The organism is Beggiatoa alba B18LD, from assembly GCF_000245015.1.
GTDB lineage: Bacteria > Pseudomonadota > Gammaproteobacteria > Beggiatoales > Beggiatoaceae > Beggiatoa > Beggiatoa alba.
Genome location: NZ_JH600070.1, coordinates 1,979,887 through 1,997,936 on the forward strand (window position 1 = coordinate 1,979,887; position 18,050 = coordinate 1,997,936).

The 18,050-nt window shown below is 40.0% G+C and carries 15 protein-coding genes; 7 read left to right on the forward strand and 8 right to left on the reverse strand.

The genetic code is table 11. The features are described from left to right. Window positions 1–39: 39 nt before the first annotated feature. Together BEGALDRAFT_RS08045 and BEGALDRAFT_RS08050 are read right to left on the reverse strand one after the other, a co-directional pair. Entirely contained in the window at window positions 40–1,068 is a 1,029-nt protein-coding gene (locus BEGALDRAFT_RS08045; protein ID WP_157237565.1) for a beta-ribofuranosylaminobenzene 5'-phosphate synthase family protein, read from the reverse strand. 219 nt (window positions 1,069–1,287) lie between these two features. Then, on the reverse strand, window positions 1,288–2,022 hold the full coding sequence (locus BEGALDRAFT_RS08050) for a phosphatase PAP2 family protein (RefSeq protein ID WP_002685521.1): 735 nt from the start codon (window positions 2,020–2,022) through the stop codon (window positions 1,288–1,290). Window positions 2,023–2,190: 168 nt separating this feature from the next. Here BEGALDRAFT_RS08050 and BEGALDRAFT_RS08055 point away from each other — a divergent pair, with 168 nt between their 5' ends. Both BEGALDRAFT_RS08055 and BEGALDRAFT_RS18150 read left to right on the forward strand, forming a co-directional pair. Further along, window positions 2,191–2,634 (forward strand): tetratricopeptide repeat protein, encoded by a 444-nt coding sequence (locus BEGALDRAFT_RS08055; protein WP_002685523.1) that lies wholly within the window; start codon window positions 2,191–2,193, stop codon window positions 2,632–2,634. 59 nt (window positions 2,635–2,693) lie between these two features. Beyond that, entirely contained in the window at window positions 2,694–3,674 is a 981-nt protein-coding gene (locus tag BEGALDRAFT_RS18150) for a tetratricopeptide repeat protein (protein ID WP_002685525.1), read from the forward strand. Window positions 3,675–3,725: 51 nt separating this feature from the next. Here BEGALDRAFT_RS18150 and uvrD read toward each other — a convergent pair whose 3' ends face one another. The 3 genes from uvrD to BEGALDRAFT_RS08075 form a co-directional block, all read right to left on the reverse strand. After that, window positions 3,726–5,861, reverse strand: a complete 2,136-nt coding sequence (gene uvrD, locus BEGALDRAFT_RS08065; protein WP_002685528.1) for a DNA helicase II — start codon at window positions 5,859–5,861, stop codon at window positions 3,726–3,728. Window positions 5,862–5,935: 74 nt separating this feature from the next. After that, entirely contained in the window at window positions 5,936–6,649 is a 714-nt protein-coding gene (locus tag BEGALDRAFT_RS08070; RefSeq protein ID WP_002685529.1) for a HisA/HisF-related TIM barrel protein, read from the reverse strand. 6 nt (window positions 6,650–6,655) lie between these two features. After that, complete coding sequence (locus BEGALDRAFT_RS08075; protein ID WP_002685531.1) at window positions 6,656–8,176, reverse strand: DegT/DnrJ/EryC1/StrS family aminotransferase; 1,521 nt, start codon at window positions 8,174–8,176, stop codon at window positions 6,656–6,658. 377 nt (window positions 8,177–8,553) lie between these two features. Here BEGALDRAFT_RS08075 and BEGALDRAFT_RS08080 point away from each other — a divergent pair, with 377 nt between their 5' ends. After that, window positions 8,554–8,802, forward strand: a complete 249-nt coding sequence (locus BEGALDRAFT_RS08080; RefSeq protein ID WP_002685533.1) for a bacterioferritin-associated ferredoxin — start codon at window positions 8,554–8,556, stop codon at window positions 8,800–8,802. Window positions 8,803–8,861: 59 nt separating this feature from the next. On the opposite strand, the gene BEGALDRAFT_RS08085 is transcribed toward BEGALDRAFT_RS08080, so the two are convergent. Beyond that, the gene (locus BEGALDRAFT_RS08085) at window positions 8,862–10,070 is read right to left on the reverse strand and encodes a hypothetical protein (protein ID WP_002685535.1); all 1,209 of its coding nucleotides are present in this window, start codon (window positions 10,068–10,070) and stop codon (window positions 8,862–8,864) included. 443 nt (window positions 10,071–10,513) lie between these two features. On the opposite strand from BEGALDRAFT_RS08085, the gene BEGALDRAFT_RS08090 reads away from it, so the two are divergent. Then, window positions 10,514–10,774, forward strand: a complete 261-nt coding sequence (locus BEGALDRAFT_RS08090) for an RNA recognition motif domain-containing protein (RefSeq protein WP_040294917.1) — start codon at window positions 10,514–10,516, stop codon at window positions 10,772–10,774. Between the two features lie 100 nt (window positions 10,775–10,874). On the opposite strand, the gene BEGALDRAFT_RS08095 is transcribed toward BEGALDRAFT_RS08090, so the two are convergent. Continuing rightward, a complete protein-coding gene (locus BEGALDRAFT_RS08095; RefSeq protein WP_002685539.1) occupies window positions 10,875–12,071 on the reverse strand; it encodes a class I SAM-dependent rRNA methyltransferase in 1,197 nt (398 codons plus the stop codon). 153 nt (window positions 12,072–12,224) lie between these two features. Between BEGALDRAFT_RS08095 and scpB the strand changes: the two genes are divergently transcribed. Beyond that, the gene (gene scpB / locus BEGALDRAFT_RS08100; RefSeq protein ID WP_002685543.1) at window positions 12,225–12,983 is read left to right on the forward strand and encodes an SMC-Scp complex subunit ScpB; all 759 of its coding nucleotides are present in this window, start codon (window positions 12,225–12,227) and stop codon (window positions 12,981–12,983) included. 136 nt (window positions 12,984–13,119) lie between these two features. Then, entirely contained in the window at window positions 13,120–13,989 is an 870-nt protein-coding gene (locus tag BEGALDRAFT_RS08105; RefSeq protein WP_002685545.1) for an NAD(+) kinase, read from the forward strand. Window positions 13,990–14,150: 161 nt separating this feature from the next. On the opposite strand, the gene BEGALDRAFT_RS08110 is transcribed toward BEGALDRAFT_RS08105, so the two are convergent. Next, the gene (locus BEGALDRAFT_RS08110) at window positions 14,151–16,214 is read right to left on the reverse strand and encodes a cation:proton antiporter (protein WP_002685548.1); all 2,064 of its coding nucleotides are present in this window, start codon (window positions 16,212–16,214) and stop codon (window positions 14,151–14,153) included. 150 nt (window positions 16,215–16,364) lie between these two features. Here BEGALDRAFT_RS08110 and BEGALDRAFT_RS08115 point away from each other — a divergent pair, with 150 nt between their 5' ends. Next, entirely contained in the window at window positions 16,365–17,513 is a 1,149-nt protein-coding gene (locus BEGALDRAFT_RS08115) for a succinylglutamate desuccinylase/aspartoacylase family protein (protein ID WP_002685550.1), read from the forward strand. Window positions 17,514–18,050 lie beyond the last annotated feature (537 nt).

The window sequence follows — 18,050 nt, forward strand, 5'->3', positions numbered from 1 at the left end:
TTAAGAGGCGTTATAAAGGGTTGAATAATTAAGACATTATTATTGAATTCCAGAGATTTGCCTGTTTAATGTAAAGTTGGCTTCTTCTTGAATACTACCACCTTCATTTTTTCCTTTACATATCACAAAGTTCAAGCCAGTAGTGACCGTAGTGAACTGGTTTTGTAATTGCTTTAACAATTGTTCTGCTTGTGTTTGACTTTCTACAATCGCAAATCCTGTCGGTCCCCATGAACTTTGTCCAACACCAACAATGCCATTTTGTTCTAAATAAGCCAAAACACGCGCTACGCTAGGACTGCTAAAGCGTCCCCCTTGTGCATCCGCAAAGTGATCACCGACAACGCGCTGTAATTCTGCAATGGCTAATCCAAAACGATTCAGTTCTGCTAATGCTAAGGCAGGCAACGCCTGCATTAAGATTAAGCGACATAGATGACTCGCTAATTCTTCAGGAAAGGGCTGCAATTGGCGAAAGGCAGACACTTCTTGTTCTCCGTGTACACCCTGACGTTGTGCATCAAAAATTAATAAAATACGCCAATGATTAGGAAAAGGTATACGTGTAATTAACGGCGGGGGTAACACATCTTGTGCTGCGCGTCCGCCATCTAAAATAAATCCCCCTTGTTCGAAAGCCGCCACGCCAATACCAGAACGCGCCCCACGTTCTAATAAACTCGCAACTTCCCGAATACTAAGCGATAAACCAAAATAGCGTGCAATCGCAAGACCTACTGCTAATGAAAGTTGTGTTCCTGAGCCTAAACCAATATGTTCAGGAATACTTTGATGAACATGAATTTTAAACGTTGTTGGTAATTCTAATTGCGTACAAAATTGTTGCGCATACTTTACAACACGTTGATTATTTTGACCGCTCACGCTTAATGTTGTGGCTGTGCTTAAACTCAATTGTGTACAAGGCTTTTCTAATGTAATCCCCAAACTGCCAAAACGTCTGCCTAATCCGCCATTTAAATCTAAAAAACCTAAATGTAAGCGTGCGGGAGCTTTGACATGAATAATGGGAGTGGAAGCCTGTTTTCTATGCTGTGTTGGCATCATTCTCTACTATCTTAAATTTGGTGGTGAAAAATTATTGTTATCGCTTTGGATGATTGTCAGACATGCAACAACATCATAATGCAAGCATAGAAAGCCTTGTTAATAAAATCTAGTGAATCCCATTCCCTTGCTATCAACTCGTAAAAATGGCTTGTTATGCACTGTTATATGTGACCACATACATTAATCTATTCCCTTTTTTGTCGTAAAACCGTGTTGTCATTTTTGTCGATTTACCGCTACTCGATACACCAATCGTGCAATGATGAGAATCAGCAACCATGCTAATAACATTGTTGTAACCGTATGGCTTAAAAAATGGTCTCCAATTAACATCTTATATAAACCAATACTCCACGCAATTGTTAAAGCCCCCGCCACAGCAAGCCACTTATTTCTTCGCGTTTTAAACAGAAAAAACAAAGCTAACAGCGCAAATCCACCACTGGCATGACCCGCAGGAAAACATTTAATACTTTCTTTTTGCTGAAAATTTTCAGGGTAAGGCGTTAAAATAGTGACATAAGGATAAGTCCCTTGATAATGGCTCAAGTCTTTTGGGCAGGGAACATTCGTGACCGCTTTTAATCCCCCGACTACCGCAGGAACAAATAACATTGCTAACCAAACAATTATTAAACCACGACGATAAGGCAAAAGACGGGGCAGTTTTCGGATGAAAATTAATATAATCAATAGAAAAACTGCAAAAAGAACAAATAGTTTTTTAATTCCATCGTAAAAAATGAATTTTGCTAACGGTGCATCTTTATCAACCAACCACCGTGCAAGCTCTGCATGATAAAACTGGTCTTGTAACCAGATATCTATCCCTGTCCACTCCAAAAAAGGTGCGGCGGTTATTAATAAGATAAACGTGACAAGTAGGTAGCGACTGTGGAAAGCCTGTGAATCTAATCGCTGACTTTCATCTATATCAATGTGTGTAGGCATAAATCCAAAAATAATGAAATATAACTGAATGATTTAATGTCGATTAAAATATCGCTTTTCTGACAGACGACAATCACGTCATTTCGTGCATAAAGATTGCCGTGACTCAATTATTCATCAATAATTAAGGGCAACAAAAGACTGATTAAATTATCGGGGTTATCGTTTATGAATATTACTGACTTTCTGCGTCGCTATAGTTATGCGTTCTTGTTGACAACTTGTTGCCTAATCACACAGCAAAGTATGGCAACAGAAACAGGCTATTTACTGCCTGTCGCAGACCCTACAAAAGCAGTTTCAGAATTACTCATGGAAGCCAAAAAATCCTTTGAAGAAGGACAAAGTGAACAAGCCGCCGCCTTATTAGAACGCGCCTTACGTATAGACCCACGCAATCCTATTTTATGGCACAACTTAGCAGGAGTCCGTTTACAACAAGAAGATTGGTCACGTGCGGCAAGTCTTGCCGCCAAATCTAATGCGTTAGCAGTAGAAAACAAAGCATTACGAGTACGCAATTGGGTTGTTATTGCCTTAGCTTGTGAAGGACTGCACGACTTAGACTGCACCAAAGAAGCACGAAATCGTGCACGCGCTTTAGCCAACTAAGAAACCGCATTATCTATCTAACTACCTACACCATCATGTCTTAAAGAGAGGATGCGGTCATGCGCTATACCGTTGCTTTATTGTCTGCTGGTTTATTGAATGCTTGTTGTAGTGATAACGTGCTTGAATCCCAATCACTCCCCCAACAACCGCAACTCATACAACTTGAAAAGTCTGCGCCCAATCCTGCACCTGTAGCAACGCACAATTCAGCGCAATTATTTGCAGAATATCAACAACTCTTTACACAAACTCATATCGACCCGCTTACTGAATACATTGAACGTTACGAACAGGATAGCGTTCATCAACAAGCTATTATTAAAGTAAAAGCAGAACGAGAACGTCGTTGTGAACAGGCTCAACAGCAAGCGACTGATTTAGCAAAGAACGCAGAGAATTTACAGACCTTAACAGCGCGTTATCAACGCTCTTGCCCTCAATTAATTGCGACGTTTGCCAGCCAAATTACACCCACAACGCCGACAACCGCTGTTACAACGCCTATTGCTACCGAATCAGCCCCAATAGCAACACCTACACCAATAGTGGACAAAAAAAGCAGCACCGTTGAAACAACCCCAGCACAATTATTAGCAACAAAAACAGAAACAAATACCAACACGATAATAACCAATCCTCCAGCCATTTCAGAAACATCAGAAAAAGACACGATAACACCTAATCCTAATCATGAAGTTGCTTCTCCCCCTGTCATCAAAGAAACCTGCGAAGCCTTATATAACGCTTCTCGTTTTCAAGACGTGATTAATACTTGTCAATCTCAAGCAGATGCGGGGGATAAACAAGCACAATTCTACTTAGGCGCAAGCTATCTGAAGACAGAAAAAACAGAAGTCGCCTTTAATTGGTTAGAAAAAGCAGCGAAAGGAGGACATGTAGAAGCGCAATATCAAATTGGGCAATTATTCTACATTGGCAAAGGTGTCAAACAAGACCATGACAAAGCATTAGAATGGTTTAAATCGGCTGCACAACAAGGACATCCACAAGCACAATTTATGTTAGAGAATATTTAAGCACGTCTAACTTAGCGGGAATGTTTAATACAACACGCCCGCAAGTTTATCCTACCCCATTTTCTCCAAGCGCGTATAAGCCAATAACAGCCATTTACTTGTACCATTGCTAAAAGCAACCCGTAAGCGCATCAACTCGCCTTGTCCTTCCTGTTCAATAATAACACCATCGCCATAAGTGGGATGACGCACGTTATCGCCTAGTTGGAAACTGGCATCGATAGCCACGCTACTTTTTACTGAAAATGCTGTTTTTAAACGGACTTCTTGAATTAATTCGCGGGGAATTTCTGCAATAAAACGGGAAGGATAAGCATTACTACGTTGTCCATATTGGGCGCGATTTTCACTGTGGCAAAGGTAAAGCGTTTGACGAGCGCGGGTAATGCCGACATAACATAAACGGCGTTCCTCTTCTAAATTGCCCTCATCAATACTGTTTTGATGGGGAAATAAACCCTCTTCTAAACCACCTAAAAAAACAAGGGTGAATTCCAAGCCTTTTGCCGCGTGCAGTGTCATCAATTGTACGCAATCCTCAAAAGCTTGGCTTTGTCCTTCGCCTGCTTCTAACGCGGCTTGGGCAAGAAATGCGCTAATAATGTCAGGCTCGCTATAGTAAAGCTTTTCAAATTGTTCTGCTGCTGTTTGCAATTCGTCCAAGTTTTCTTGGCGACGAGTCGCATCGACGGGGTCATCTTTTTGATAATGCGCCACTAATCCTGCTTGTTGAATAATTTGTTTAATTTGCTCGTGTAACGGTTGACCTGCAATTTTTTGGCTCAATTCTTCAATAAAAGTGGAAAAACTTAATAGCGGTGTCGCTGCACGTTTGGTCAGTTGTTGGCTGGCTAAAGCGTGCTGAATCGCATCCCAAAGTGAGCATTGATGTTGGCGAGCCGTCGCGCGGAGACTTTCCAGCGTTTTATCGCCAATTCCCCGCTTAGGTAAATTAATAATCCGTTCAAAAGCCGTATCGTTATGGCGATGATGTAATAAGCGTAAATAGGCTAAAACATCTTTAATCTCAGCTCGTTCATAGAAACGTAATCCACCAATAATACGGTATGGAATATTTCTTTGTAATAACGCCTCTTCAAATACCCGTGATTGTGCTGAAGTACGATATAAAACCGCAATTTCTTGCCACTTTCCCTGCCATTCGGCAATTTTATCGGCGACAAATCGAGCTTCGTCTAAATCACTGTAAGCGGTATATAAATAAACAGGGTCGCCCTTTTCACCTGCTGTCCATAAATTTTTACCTAAGCGTTTTTTATTATTCGCAATCAGTTGATTCGCAACGGCTAAAATCGTGCCTGTTGAACGATAATTTTGTTCTAAACGGATTAAATGCGTATTGGGATAATCTTGATTAATCCGCTGAATATTTTCAATTTTAGCCCCACGCCAACTATAAATAGATTGGTCATCATCTCCGACAATGAATAAATGGCTATCCTTACCCACTAACGTTTGAATCAGTTTATATTGAATCGTATTTGTATCTTGAAATTCGTCGACAAGGATATGGCGGAAACGGGTTTGATAGGTGTTTCTTAACGCATCGTTATCGCGCAGGGTTTCATAAGTCCGCAGTAATAACTCTGCAAAATCAACCAGTCCATTACGTTGACAATGCTCATCATAAGTCTGATAAATCGAGAGCATCCGCTTTAACCATGTTTCATGTGCTTCTACATGAATATGCTGTGGGCGTAAGCCTTGTTCCTTATGGTTATTAATAAAATGTTGAACTTGCTTAGGTGTCCATGTTTTTTCGTCTAAGCCTTGCGCGATGAGAATCCGCTTTAAAGTCCGTTGCTGGTCGTCACTGTCTAAGATTTGGAAAGTATTGGGCAATTTTGCTTCTTGCCAATGCATTCGCAAAAAACGGTGACAAATACCGTGAAATGTACCAACCCATAAACCTGTTGTGCTGATACCGTCTAAAAGCTGATTAATGCGTTTTTGCATTTCGCTAGCGGCTTTATTGGTAAACGTAACTGCAAGGATGTTATAGGCTTGTGCTTGTTGAGTAGCGAGAATCCACGCGATACGATGGACTAAAACACGTGTTTTTCCACTACCTGCCCCTGCGAGGATAAGTAAGTGTCCTGTCGGAGCGGCAACGGCTTCCCGTTGTATAGGGTTAAGGCTGTCCAATATTTGGGAAATGTCTTCCATCGCTAAATCTTTAGGCTATGAGGTTAGGAGAGGCAGGAGGCTATAAAATCTTGAATATTCGTATTATTATTGCATCAACATTCACTAAAACGCGCAATATCATCAGGGCTTAAAGTTTGTTGATGAATCGCGGTTGCAATCAAAACGCCCGCAACTTGTAATTGTTGTAAACGGGCTAAATCCTCGGCATGACGCACGCCACCCGCTGCATAAATATGTGTTTGCGCAGGGCAAGATTGCTGTAAATGACTTAAACGGCTTTCATCGACACCTTGCGACACGCCAACTTTACTTAAATTCATGAGAATTAAGCGGTTTACCCATAAAGTTGGCTGTGTCCATAATTTGGGATGTCCTAAAAATCGGTCATGATGAAAATCAAGGGAAAGGATAAAGTTATCTGCGCCTGCGCTGTTCAACAAAGTTTGATATTGTTTTAAATCCAGTTGAGTTTCACTGCCCACAACCGCCGTCCCTAAAGCGTGGGTTTGCCATGTTTGATAATCGGTGAACCTTTGTATGCCACTGTCAACCCAATAATGAAGTTGGGGGAAATGTTGTTGTAAATCACGCAAACTGGCGAGATTGTCACCCGTGCCTTGAATCGCATTTAAATCCGCAATGTATAAATGCGTAAAGGGATAATAATGCAGTAAACCATGGACAACGGCGACAGGATCAGCACTGTCGGCTAACGGTGATTGTAACGCACGATATTGCGCCCGTTCGCCTGCACGGGCGTGTACAACAATGCCATTGAGTAAATCGATAACAGGAATAATTTGCATTGATGCTTATCCAGTGCGTTTTTTAGTCGCTTGTTTCACTTCGTCGATAATGCGGTCTTGTGCTTCTTCAGTTAAATAGGGATGTAAGGGCAAACTTAAGACTTTATCGGCAACGGCTTCGGCAATTGGAAATTGTCCTTTTGTACCGCCTAAGTGACTAAATACGGGTTGTAAATGCAACGGTGGATAATAATGAACGGTGCTTGAAATGCCTTGCTTTTGTAACTCTTTTTGCAAGGCATCACGCTGTAAGGTTTGAATCACATAAGGATTATAGACGCTGGTATTTTGAGGGCGTACAAATGGCGTTTTAACACAACCTTTTAAACCTGCGGTAAACGTTGCCCCCATGCGGAAACGGGCTTGTACTTCATCGGTTAAAATTTCTAATTTAGCTAATAAAATAGCGGCTTGTAAAACATCCATTCGCCCATTAATCCCAACGCGAGAATGATAATAACGTTTTTCTTGCCCATGTCGACTGAGTTGGCGCACCCGTTCTGCTAATGCATCGTCATTAGTAAAACAAGCCCCTGCATCGCCATAAGCACTTAAGGATTGATTGACAAAGAAACTGGTGCAGGCGATGGCGGATAAATTTCCTGAACGCTTACCGCGATAAGTCGCGCCAAAACTTTGCAAAGCATCTTCAATCACAGGCATTTTATACCGTGCAGCAATGGCATTAATTTCATCAAAATCAGCACACTGCCCATAAATATTTTGTGGAATAATCGCCTTTGTTTTGGGTGTAATAGCTGCCTCAAGCAGGGCAGGATTTAGCGTGTAAGTATCAGGGTCAATATCGACAAAAATCGGTTTAGCCCCTATTAAACTAATCATTTCTGCTGCCGCAATAAACCCAAAAACGCTGGTAATCACTTCATCATGTGGTTTGATATTTAATGCTAATAAGCTAATCAATAAAGCATCTGTACCGCTGGCTACCGTAATGCAATGTTTCCTACCGACATAATTTGCTAATCGTTGTTCTAAAACATAAATTTCCTCACCACGGGTATATTGCCCGTGTTTTAAAACGGTAAAAATATTTTTTTCTAACCGCGCTCGAATACGTAATTGTTGTTCCACTAATCCGCTAAACGGTAAATTTTCCTCATAACCATATTCTGCTAATACCCCATAAATAAATTCATGGTCTCCCCACTGAATATCTGGATTTAAGGTGGAGAACACTTCCTGATTTGTCCAAATAACGGTTTTTCCTGCTAATAAACTTGCATCAAGGCTCATTAATGCTTGAATTTTTTGCGGATGTGTCGCAGGAATTTCTTGCCAATGGCTAGCAACACTAGAAAGCAGTTGTACGCCATTTTCTAGGAGAGAATGAATCGATTGTAAATTCACCGTTTGTGGTTCAATGACAGCAAGTAAACAACAAGGCATCCAAAAACGAGTCGATAAAGCCGTTTTTTGTAAACGGTTAAAACAATGTTTTATATCATTTGAATTAGGGGACAGTAATGCAAGGATGACATCATTGTCCAATACAATGTTTAAATTCATAGAGATACCTTGACTTACCGCGCAAAAATAAATCAGTAGCGTATTTAATGGGCTATTTTACTCTAAAAAGTATGGCGATATCTCTTACAGGGATTAAAGTTGTTTAGGGTTTTCTCAATCGGTATGCAACTTGCACTATAAAAATGCAATCTTGTTTGCTGTTCGCCATATGTGCCAAAAAGTAATTTTTAATTAAGCAATTAGCACGATTAAAAATAACAATTTTATCTATAAATAATGTTTGCTTTCTCACAAAAACAGCAGTCTTGCGACATAAACACAAACAGAGTTGACAATGATTCTCATTTAGAACTATACTTGCCGACAAATAGAATATTTAAATTAATCTTAAACTTATTATTAGTAGGTGATTAACTATGTACGTCTGTTTATGTTATGGTGTTACTGATACACACATTCGCGAGGCAGTTGCTACTCAAGGCGTTTGTAGTATGCGTCAGCTTCGCCAAACGTTAGGCGTTGCGGGGCAATGCGGACAATGTGGCAAACATGCACACTGTGTTTTAAAAGAATGTCTGCAAAAATTACCTGAAGATTATCATGTACAACCTTCTAAGAAAGATTTACCCATCTTACAGCCAAATTTAGCGTTAGAAGTCGCATAAATTGAAAAAGGGGCATCAGCCCCTTTTTTTATAACGCACTTATCTCATCCTATCCTTCTTTACTTTCTTAACGCATCCGCAGGTATGAAGGTTTTTTGAATATTCTCAACATGCTTAGACATATCCAAACTAACCGCGTTTATACGTTCATTAAAAACATTCACATAGACTGTCGTCAAATCTCGTTTAATCTCATCACGTTGATGAATAATTGCTTGACGGATTTCTGCCTCAAATGCCTCGCGGTTAATTGCTTCATCTAATTTAATAAACGCCTCATCGACTAAAAGCCATGTTGCAATACCCGCGACTGCGCCACAGGCAAGTGCGCCAGGTCCTAACGGTGCGCAAACGGCTGCCCCGCCCACTGTTGCTGCTCCCGCTCCGCCACCTTTTACAGCGGCTTTTGCTGCCAGTTTGGCTAATAACGCCCCTGCGGTTTTAAACAGGCTAGTCCCTGCAACTTTGGCAATCGTTTTTTTGATAACTAACGCGCCTAAACCTTTCACAGCAACCACGCCGACTGCTGTACCCGCTAAACCTGCAACCACTTGTTTACCAATATCCGCAGATGTAATGGCTAAATGTTTATCTAAAACACTGAGTAAATTTGTGGTTTCATCTTTAGACGATGTGACTTGGACGGTAGGTGTTTCGGCAGGGAGCGCGTTTTGTGTGAGGAAGTCGAGTAAAGTTTGTTTTAAAACGCTGGTACTTTCTTGAAAATCTTGTGTCAGTTGTGTATCAAATAACTGCTGTTTTGCGTTAATGGTCTCGCTGAAATTAGCTGATTTAAAGATAGTTTCATGCATTTTATCGGCAAGAAAATCGCCCATATCTCCCGTAACTGCGGTTAAATAACGAGAATATTCCCCTGTTAATGAGTAATACCAATCAGTAAATGCAGGAATATTTTGCAAAGCAGGTTCAAAAGCGGCATCGATTTCGGTTTGAATGAGCTGCGCTATTTCATTATTTTTCTGAATTTTTTGTTCATTTAAGGTTTTTTCCGTTAACGTCGGCAAGTGTCCTATCGTCTTTTCATCAACGGTATGGGTTTGACCATTTAAAATAAGGTCTATCACAGGCGTTGGTGCAGGTAAATCTGTTATATCTTCTTGAGCGATGACTGTCTTATTTTTATTAACCAGTTGTTGTCCGCCACGTATGGCAGCAAACGTTGTTATTAAGGCTAATACAATAATCACTACAAAAAAACCGAGCCAGAATAACCAGTTTGTTGATTTCGTTGTTGCTGTATTGTCCATAATTAACCTAATTTTGATGAAAAAATCGTCATATTTGAGTAGGGTTAGTACATGTTAAAGTATCATAATATTTTGGCTGTTTTCTGCTAATAATCAATTTTTTCAATGAATTATTTTTCATAGCAGTCATTGCCGTATCTTTAATTAAGGGGATTGTAGGTGCGATTGAACATCTTTATGCTGTTGTTATAACCAAAAATAGCGTTATCCATCACAAAAAGATTTAAAGCCAATTAAAGTGATATCCAATGCTTTGAGGCATAATCTTTATAAAGATTGACTGATTGCTGACAAAATCCTTTTTTTCAATTAATCGTTGGAAAAAATAAGATTTTCAATACTATAAAAATAGATACTGTGACAGTATCACGTTATTTTAATGAAGAGGAGATACATTGCTTCTATGATTAATCACATAGGTCAAAATTTTTATGCAGACAATAATGAACCTAATTATTAGTAATTTACCCCCTTCTATTACGCAAAGCGAAGTAGAGCACGCTTTTAGACAGCGTGGTGCTGATGTGCAAGTGAGTTTATTTCGAGAAGGAAATCCGAATAATGTACTGGCGGTTGTCAAACTAAAAAATGCAAGTTTAGTGGCGACTCATCGAATGGCTCAGTATTTAAAAGGTCGTTCATGGCAGGGGCGACGTTTACAGGTTTACGTCCCGCTGTTTTGGCGTGGTGAAAGTGAAGCGTAAGCAGAAGGATAGATTAAGTTTATATTTTTATAAGGTTTTTAGGGCTAGCTGTCTTTATAAAAACTGCCAGCCCTTGAGTTAGTTTTACAGCTTTTGAAGTCTAGCCACTGGGTAAAATTCGGCAGAATAAAGCTTTTAAATAATCAGTTTCAGGAATTGCAGGATGGATAGGATGGTCAACCGCTTGATGTCCTTGTCCTAAAATTTGCACGTGGCGATCTATATGTCTTCCTGTGGCACGAACAATCTCGACTAAGGTTTCACGGGCAAGATGTAGGGAACATGAAGCAGATACTAAAATACCTTCCCGACTCAATAATTGGGTTGCCATTTGGTTAATGCGATGGTAAGCCTGTTCACCTGCTTTTTGGTCTTTACGACGTTTGATAAAGGCAGGTGGGTCTAAAATGATAACGTCGAATTTTTCTTCGTTTTGACGTAAAAAGCGTAACACTTCGAAAGCATCACCTTGAGCCGTTTTTACTCGCTCAGAAACCTGATTTAATTCAGCATTTGCCGTTAGCCATTGTAAAGCTCTTTCTGAACTGTCCACACAAAGCACGTCACTTGCCCCAGCGACTGCTGCTTGAATTCCCCACGCGCCGCAATAGCTGAAGACATCTAACACGCGCAAACCTTGCACATAACGGCTTAGTTCTGCACGGTTTTGACGGTGGTCATAAAACCAGCCAGTTTTTTGCCCCTCTAAAACAGGCACATGGAATTTAACGCCATTTTCTTCTAATAAGACTTTTTCGGGTAATTCGCCTAACGCAACCTCGACATAATTATTTAAGCCTTCCAAACTGCGGGAGTTCGTGTCATTACGCAAAACAATGGCACGGGGTTGTAAGACCTTATCTAAGGCTTCGATAATTTCTTGTTTAACCTGTTCCATCCCTGCGGTTGTGATTTGTACCACCAGCACATCATTAAAACGGTCGACAATCAAGCCTGATAAATAATCCCCTTCACCAAAAACTAAGCGGTAATAAGGTTTTTTAAATAACCGTTCACGCAAAGATAAAGCGATATTTAAACGATGTACCAATAAAGAACGATTCAGGCTAATTTGGGGGTCACGGCTAATAATGCGGACACAAATCAACGAGTGCGGATTAATGTAACCCGTCCCAATCGTTTTACCATCAGCAGTATGCACAGACACTGCTTGTCCTGCGGTAAAACTGTTTAACGGAGATTTAACCGTATCAATTTCATTGCTGTAAATCCATAAATGTCCTGCACGTAGGCGACGGTCGGCATGTTTTTTTAAAAAAATAGGGGCTGATGACATAGTATCAATAAGGCGGGAAAAGTAACCGAAAGGGGGGAAAGTATAGCATGTAATGGCTTATTGCATTTCAGACGGGTGTTTTTATCTACTTTAGTTTGAAATTGAGTAAAATCGTAACTTAATTTTTATGGGTTAAGAGATGATAAAACCACTATGTCTGATGATACTGCGCTGTTAAAACAAATTTTAGAAGCGGCTTTACTGGCTGCAAACCAATCGTTAACGATAGACCATTTATTAGCCCTATTTCCTGAAGAAGCCCAACCAGAGCGGGCAAGTATTCGCCATGCTTTAGCTGAATTGCATGAAGATTGCAGTCAACGCGGTATCGAATTAGTCCAAGTTGCTAGCGGTTATCGTTTTCAAGTTAAAACAAACTTAACCCCATGGATTAAAAAACTCTGGGCAAAACGTCCGCCCCGCTATTCACGTGCTTTATTAGAAACACTTGCCTTAATTGCGTATCGTCAACCGATTACCCGCGCTGAAATTGAAAATATTCGCGGGGTCAGTGTTAGCTCACATATCATGCGCACTTTAATAGATTATCAATGGATTCGAGTTTTAGCGCATCGTGATACCGCAGGCAGACCCGCATTATATGGCACAACAAAAGCATTTTTAGACTATTTTGGCTTAAAAAGTTTGGATGATTTACCCACACTTGCCGAACTAAAAACGATGGAAGACTTTGGCGAAACCTTATTTGCTGAAGAAGAGGAAGAGCCTGAAAATGTACTTGCGCCGATGATGGATGAGAATGACATCCCTATCGGCATAACGCAGGCATCACCCCTTAATACAGCATTTATCACCCTTACGCCCGCCGCCCTCGAAATGCAAACAGAAACATTACCCATAAACGCTAAAGCAATAGAAACCCCAGAAAAACCGAACGAAGAACCGTTATAAATTGTTTTTATAATAGTGACTTAATAAAACTGTCAGGTGAATGCCATATGCTGATTGCATGGCTATCAGTGTTAGTAAACAACTATCAAATTAGCGGTTTAATAAAAATTAAAGCCATTAGAACAACAGGATATTTATGTTTAATAGTATAGGACTTATCGCCAAACGGGGCGATATACGGGTAAAAGATACACTAGAAAGATTAGTGAGTTATCTCAATTCACGTGCGTTAGAAGTCGTTATCGATGCACCCAGTGCACGCTTATTGTCTGGTGGTAACTTTAGCGTTGCCGCGAATACAGAAGCCTTAGGCATACGCTGTGATTTAATCATCGTTATCGGTGGCGATGGCACGTTATTACAAGCGGCGCGACTACTTGCAAAACATGATGTCTCTATTCTAGGCATCAATTTAGGACGTTTAGGGTTTTTAACCGATATATCCCCAGAACAGATGGAGCACTACTTAGATGAGATATTAGGCGGTGCATTTTTAGAAGAAGACCGCTTTTTAATTTATGCTGAAGTGTATCGAGAAGGGCGATGTTTATCACACTCTAATGCACTCAATGATATGGTTATTCATCGCTGGAATATGACCCACATGCTCACCTTTGAAACCACCATTAATGGACATTTCATGAGTCGGCAACGCTCTGATGGTCTAGTCGTTTCCACGCCAACAGGTTCAACTGCTTACGCACTATCAGGCGGAGGGCCCATTGTTCATCCATCCTTAAATGCGTTGTTATTAGTCTCAATTTGCCCGCATACCTTAAGCAATCGCCCTTTAGTTATCGACGGCGACAGTTGCATTGCCATCACCATTGCAGAAAATCAAACGGGACAAGCCCAACTCTCTTGCGATGGCGTGTTATGTCAACAAGTTATCCCCGGTGATTTAATCGTGATAGAAAAACGTCAATCCATCCGTTTGATTCATCCACAAGGACACGACCATTATGCAACTTTACGAGAAAAACTAGATTGGGGAAAAGCGGTTTAACGACACTCTAAGTTTTGTGAGTTTCTATTAAAAAAGACAACAGTTTGTCTGAATCAGGATTCATAAAATCCTGTGAATCCTGATTCAGACAAAAAAAGACCTGCTAAGTTTTGAAATTACACATTAAACAACTGTTTTTTTCAAAAATCACAAAGCTCAGGTTAGAGAGGTTTTAGCTCTGCGCCCATTTCTATGGTTTTTTCACCCAGCAAAATTTGCCGTGCTGTTTCTAAATGTGCACTTGTTCCCAGTAATAACACCGTATCCCCTGTTTGTAGCTCTTCATCAGGTTCAGGATTGATTAAATGTTGCTCACCGCGTCCAATCCCGACAATACTTGCTCCCGTTTTACTGCGTAAGGCAACCTCACGGATTAAGCGTTTTACGACAGGTGAGCTTGCAGGCAAGGTAACACACGCTAATTGTGCTGTTTGCAATAATGTTTTTGGCGGAACAGGCTCTTGCTTATCTTCGCTCATTTGACGGCTTAAATTATCACGAATGGTTAAATGCAACCGTGAATAAAGCGTATTAAAGCGTTTCCACATCATATGCACCCACCATGCTAATAATAAAAACACCACCAAGACTGCCCACCACGGCGGAAGAATGGTTAAACTCAACACAATCATCCATACACTTAACGCACCAACCCCCGCGATAAATATCGTCGTGGTAAACACGGCTTGTATATGTGATTGCTGTTGTTGATGAATATTTAAATGTGCTGTGCTTAACTCTGCTAATGCCATTGCTAAGGCTTTAAATTTGAAAATGGTATGTAGCACGATTGGCAGACTTAAGAACATCACTATCGCCCATAAAATCGTATTTTGTACCATTTCATTGTCACTAAGGACTAACCAACGATATTTATTTAGGGTGCTCGCGCCAATAAATAATGAGGCAATAACTAGAATATTCAGAATGATAGGAAACGCCATTTTAAACAAGACTTCACGAATAATGGCTTTATCTGCCGTATTCTTTGACGGTGATAAATGGTTAGCCCATTGGTGATACATGTTTAAAAATGACAGGATAGAAGGGGACACCCGTTTTTCTAAAAAAACAACCACATCATCCGAGTTTTTAATCAAGTAAGGGGTTAATAAGGTCGTAATAACTGACACCATCACCGCGATAGGATATAAAAAGTCACTAGTCACTGACAGTGTTAAACCTAATTGCGCAATAATAAATGAGAATTCCCCGATTTGTGATACACCCATCCCAATCCGTAATGAGGTACGAGTATCATTGCCTGCGAGAAATGCCCCAATAGAGCAGGTAATAATTTTACCAACCACGACAGCAATTGTGATGATAAAAATCGGCACGGCATATTTAACGAGCAATGCAGGGTCAATTAACATCCCAATACTGACAAAAAAGACCGCACTAAACATATCGCGGACAGGTTCAATGATAATACCTATCTTGGCATTTTCACGGCTTTCTGCGACTAAAACACCCGCTAAAAATGCGCCCAGCGCGACGCTATAGCCTAACCATGCTGCGAGCAAAGACACGCCAAAACAAATGCCTAATGTAGCAATTAACAGCATTTCATTGTTACGATATTGAGAAATATAACGCAATGATTTAGGGACAATTAGCAAGCCAATAATGATAACAAGGGCGAGAAAGACAACAAGCCGTCCGACCATGCCCAATAATTCGCCAAGTTGTAACGACCCTGTGACCGCAATACTAGACAATAACGCAAGCATGGCAATCGCTAAAATATCTTCAATGATTAAAATGCCAAAAATCAACGTTGCAAAACGTTCTTTAGTCAAATTTAAATCTTGTAAGGCTTTAATAATAATTGTGGTCGAAGAAATAGACAGAATCGCGCCTAAAAAAAGACTATCCATTGTTCCCCAACCAAACCATTGCCCCAGTTGATAGCCTACCCAAACCATCACAATAATTTCTAAACTCGCAGCAATAAATGCGGTAGGACCCACTTTTAATAATTTACTTAATTGAAAATGCTGTCCAATACTAAACATCAGCATAATCACCCCGAATTCCGCCAAGGTTTTTATCGTATGTTCATCCTGAATTAGCATAAATGGTGGGGTATAAGGACCAATAATTAAGCCTGCAGCGATATATCCCAACACAACAGGTTGTTTAAAGCGATGAAATAAAATCGTTACTAGACCTGCAATAATCATGATGATAGCTAAATCTTGAAGCAAACTAAGATGATGCACGTTGTAATGACTCCTCATTGTTAAAGTGAAAAAATACAGATAATTTAGAAATAGGTAGTAATTAGCATAAAACAATAGTGCAATGGATTTTTGTGAACATATAAGAAAACAATGATTATTATTAAGTATGTTATTAATTAGGAATCTTAAATGATGAAAACCTCCGCAACCGTTGCTTTAATTTCCCCCTCACCATTAACACAACGCAGTTTATTAGTGCATCGTTATGGCGCAGTCGGTGCACGCCCTAAGGCTTATTTACAAGCAGGGTTACACGCAGACGAATTACCAGGATTATTAGTTTTACACCACTTACAAACTTTATTAGATAAAGCAGAAGAAAATAACGATATTATTGGAGAAATTGTCATTGTACCTGTTGCGAATCCAATCGGACTTGGACAACATTTAAATGGGCATTTGGTCGGACGATTTGATTTTGAAACAGGTAAAAACTTTAATCGAGATTTTCCCAATTTAACCACAGCGGTTTTAGAAAAAATCACGCCACAACTAACCAATTCCGCCCCACAAAATGTGCAACTGATACGCGACTGCTTACAAACGCTATTACAAACAAAAACGTTAGAGACAGAACCAGAAGGACTGAAAAGAGCATTGCTACGTTTATCTATCGACGCGGATTACGTGCTGGATTTACATTGCGATGGCGAGGCTATCGTACATTTATATGTCTCTAAACATCATGAGGCGCAAGGCGTACAACTCGGTGCACAACTTGGCGCGAAAACCATTTTATTAGAAGACAATGCGGGTGGAGACCCCTTCGACGAAGCGAATGCGGGTATTTGGTGGAAATTACGTGAACAGTTACCCACATCAATACCGCTACCGCTTGCCTGTTTTGCAACAACGATAGAGTTACGGGGGCAGGCTGATGTTGATGAAACCTTAGCACGTTCAGATGCTTTAAATTTATTTCGCTATTTACAACGTTGTGGCTTAATTGCGGGGCATATTGAACCGTTGCCAACCGCATTATGTGAACCAACTCCGTTAGAAGGAACAGACGTATTAAAAGCCCCAATCGCTGGCGTTTTGGCATATCACAAAACACTGGGAGAATATGTCCATGCGGGCGAAGTGGTTGCAGATGTGGTTAATATCACTGCAAGCAGTCCTGAACAAGCAAGAATTCCTGTGATTAGCCAAACAGATGGTATTATCTTTGCCCGACGCTTAGAAAAATTAGTAAGACCAGGGGAAAGTTTTTGTAAAATTGCAGGTAAACATAAATTAGCCCATCGTGAATACGGTAAACTACTTGGGAATAAATAAATATTTGGTAGTGCTCAACAAGTCAGGTTTTTCTCGTTAATCTTAACTCTTTTGTCTGAAACAGGGGTTACTCATTTAAAACCCTACTTGTTTAGTACTAACCTGAATTCGGCGAGATTCTTTTAAAAAGACAAACATTTGTCTGAATCAGGACTTTCAGAATTAACAGAATTTAAAACCCTTAAATCAAGAAATTAATGCGAATCACGCTTTTTAATTCTGCTAATTCTGAAAATCTTGTGAATTCTGATTCAGACAAAAAAAGACCTGCTAAGTTTTCAAAACATAGCAGGTCTTTGTTTTATTTTATAAATCTCGCAAAACTGGGGATAGTACTATCTGTTATTTATCATATTTTTTCTTGCTTGTTTATTTCAAAAAATTCCTTATTTTTTTACTAAAGTATTTTATTATTACTGCCTATGCTTAAATGAAGCACTGTAAAGAGTCATTATTGAGCTAAAAAACAATCCTATTTTTTATGAATTAAAAAAGATTAGCGCATTAAAGTATTAAATAATAAATATAATTGGGAAT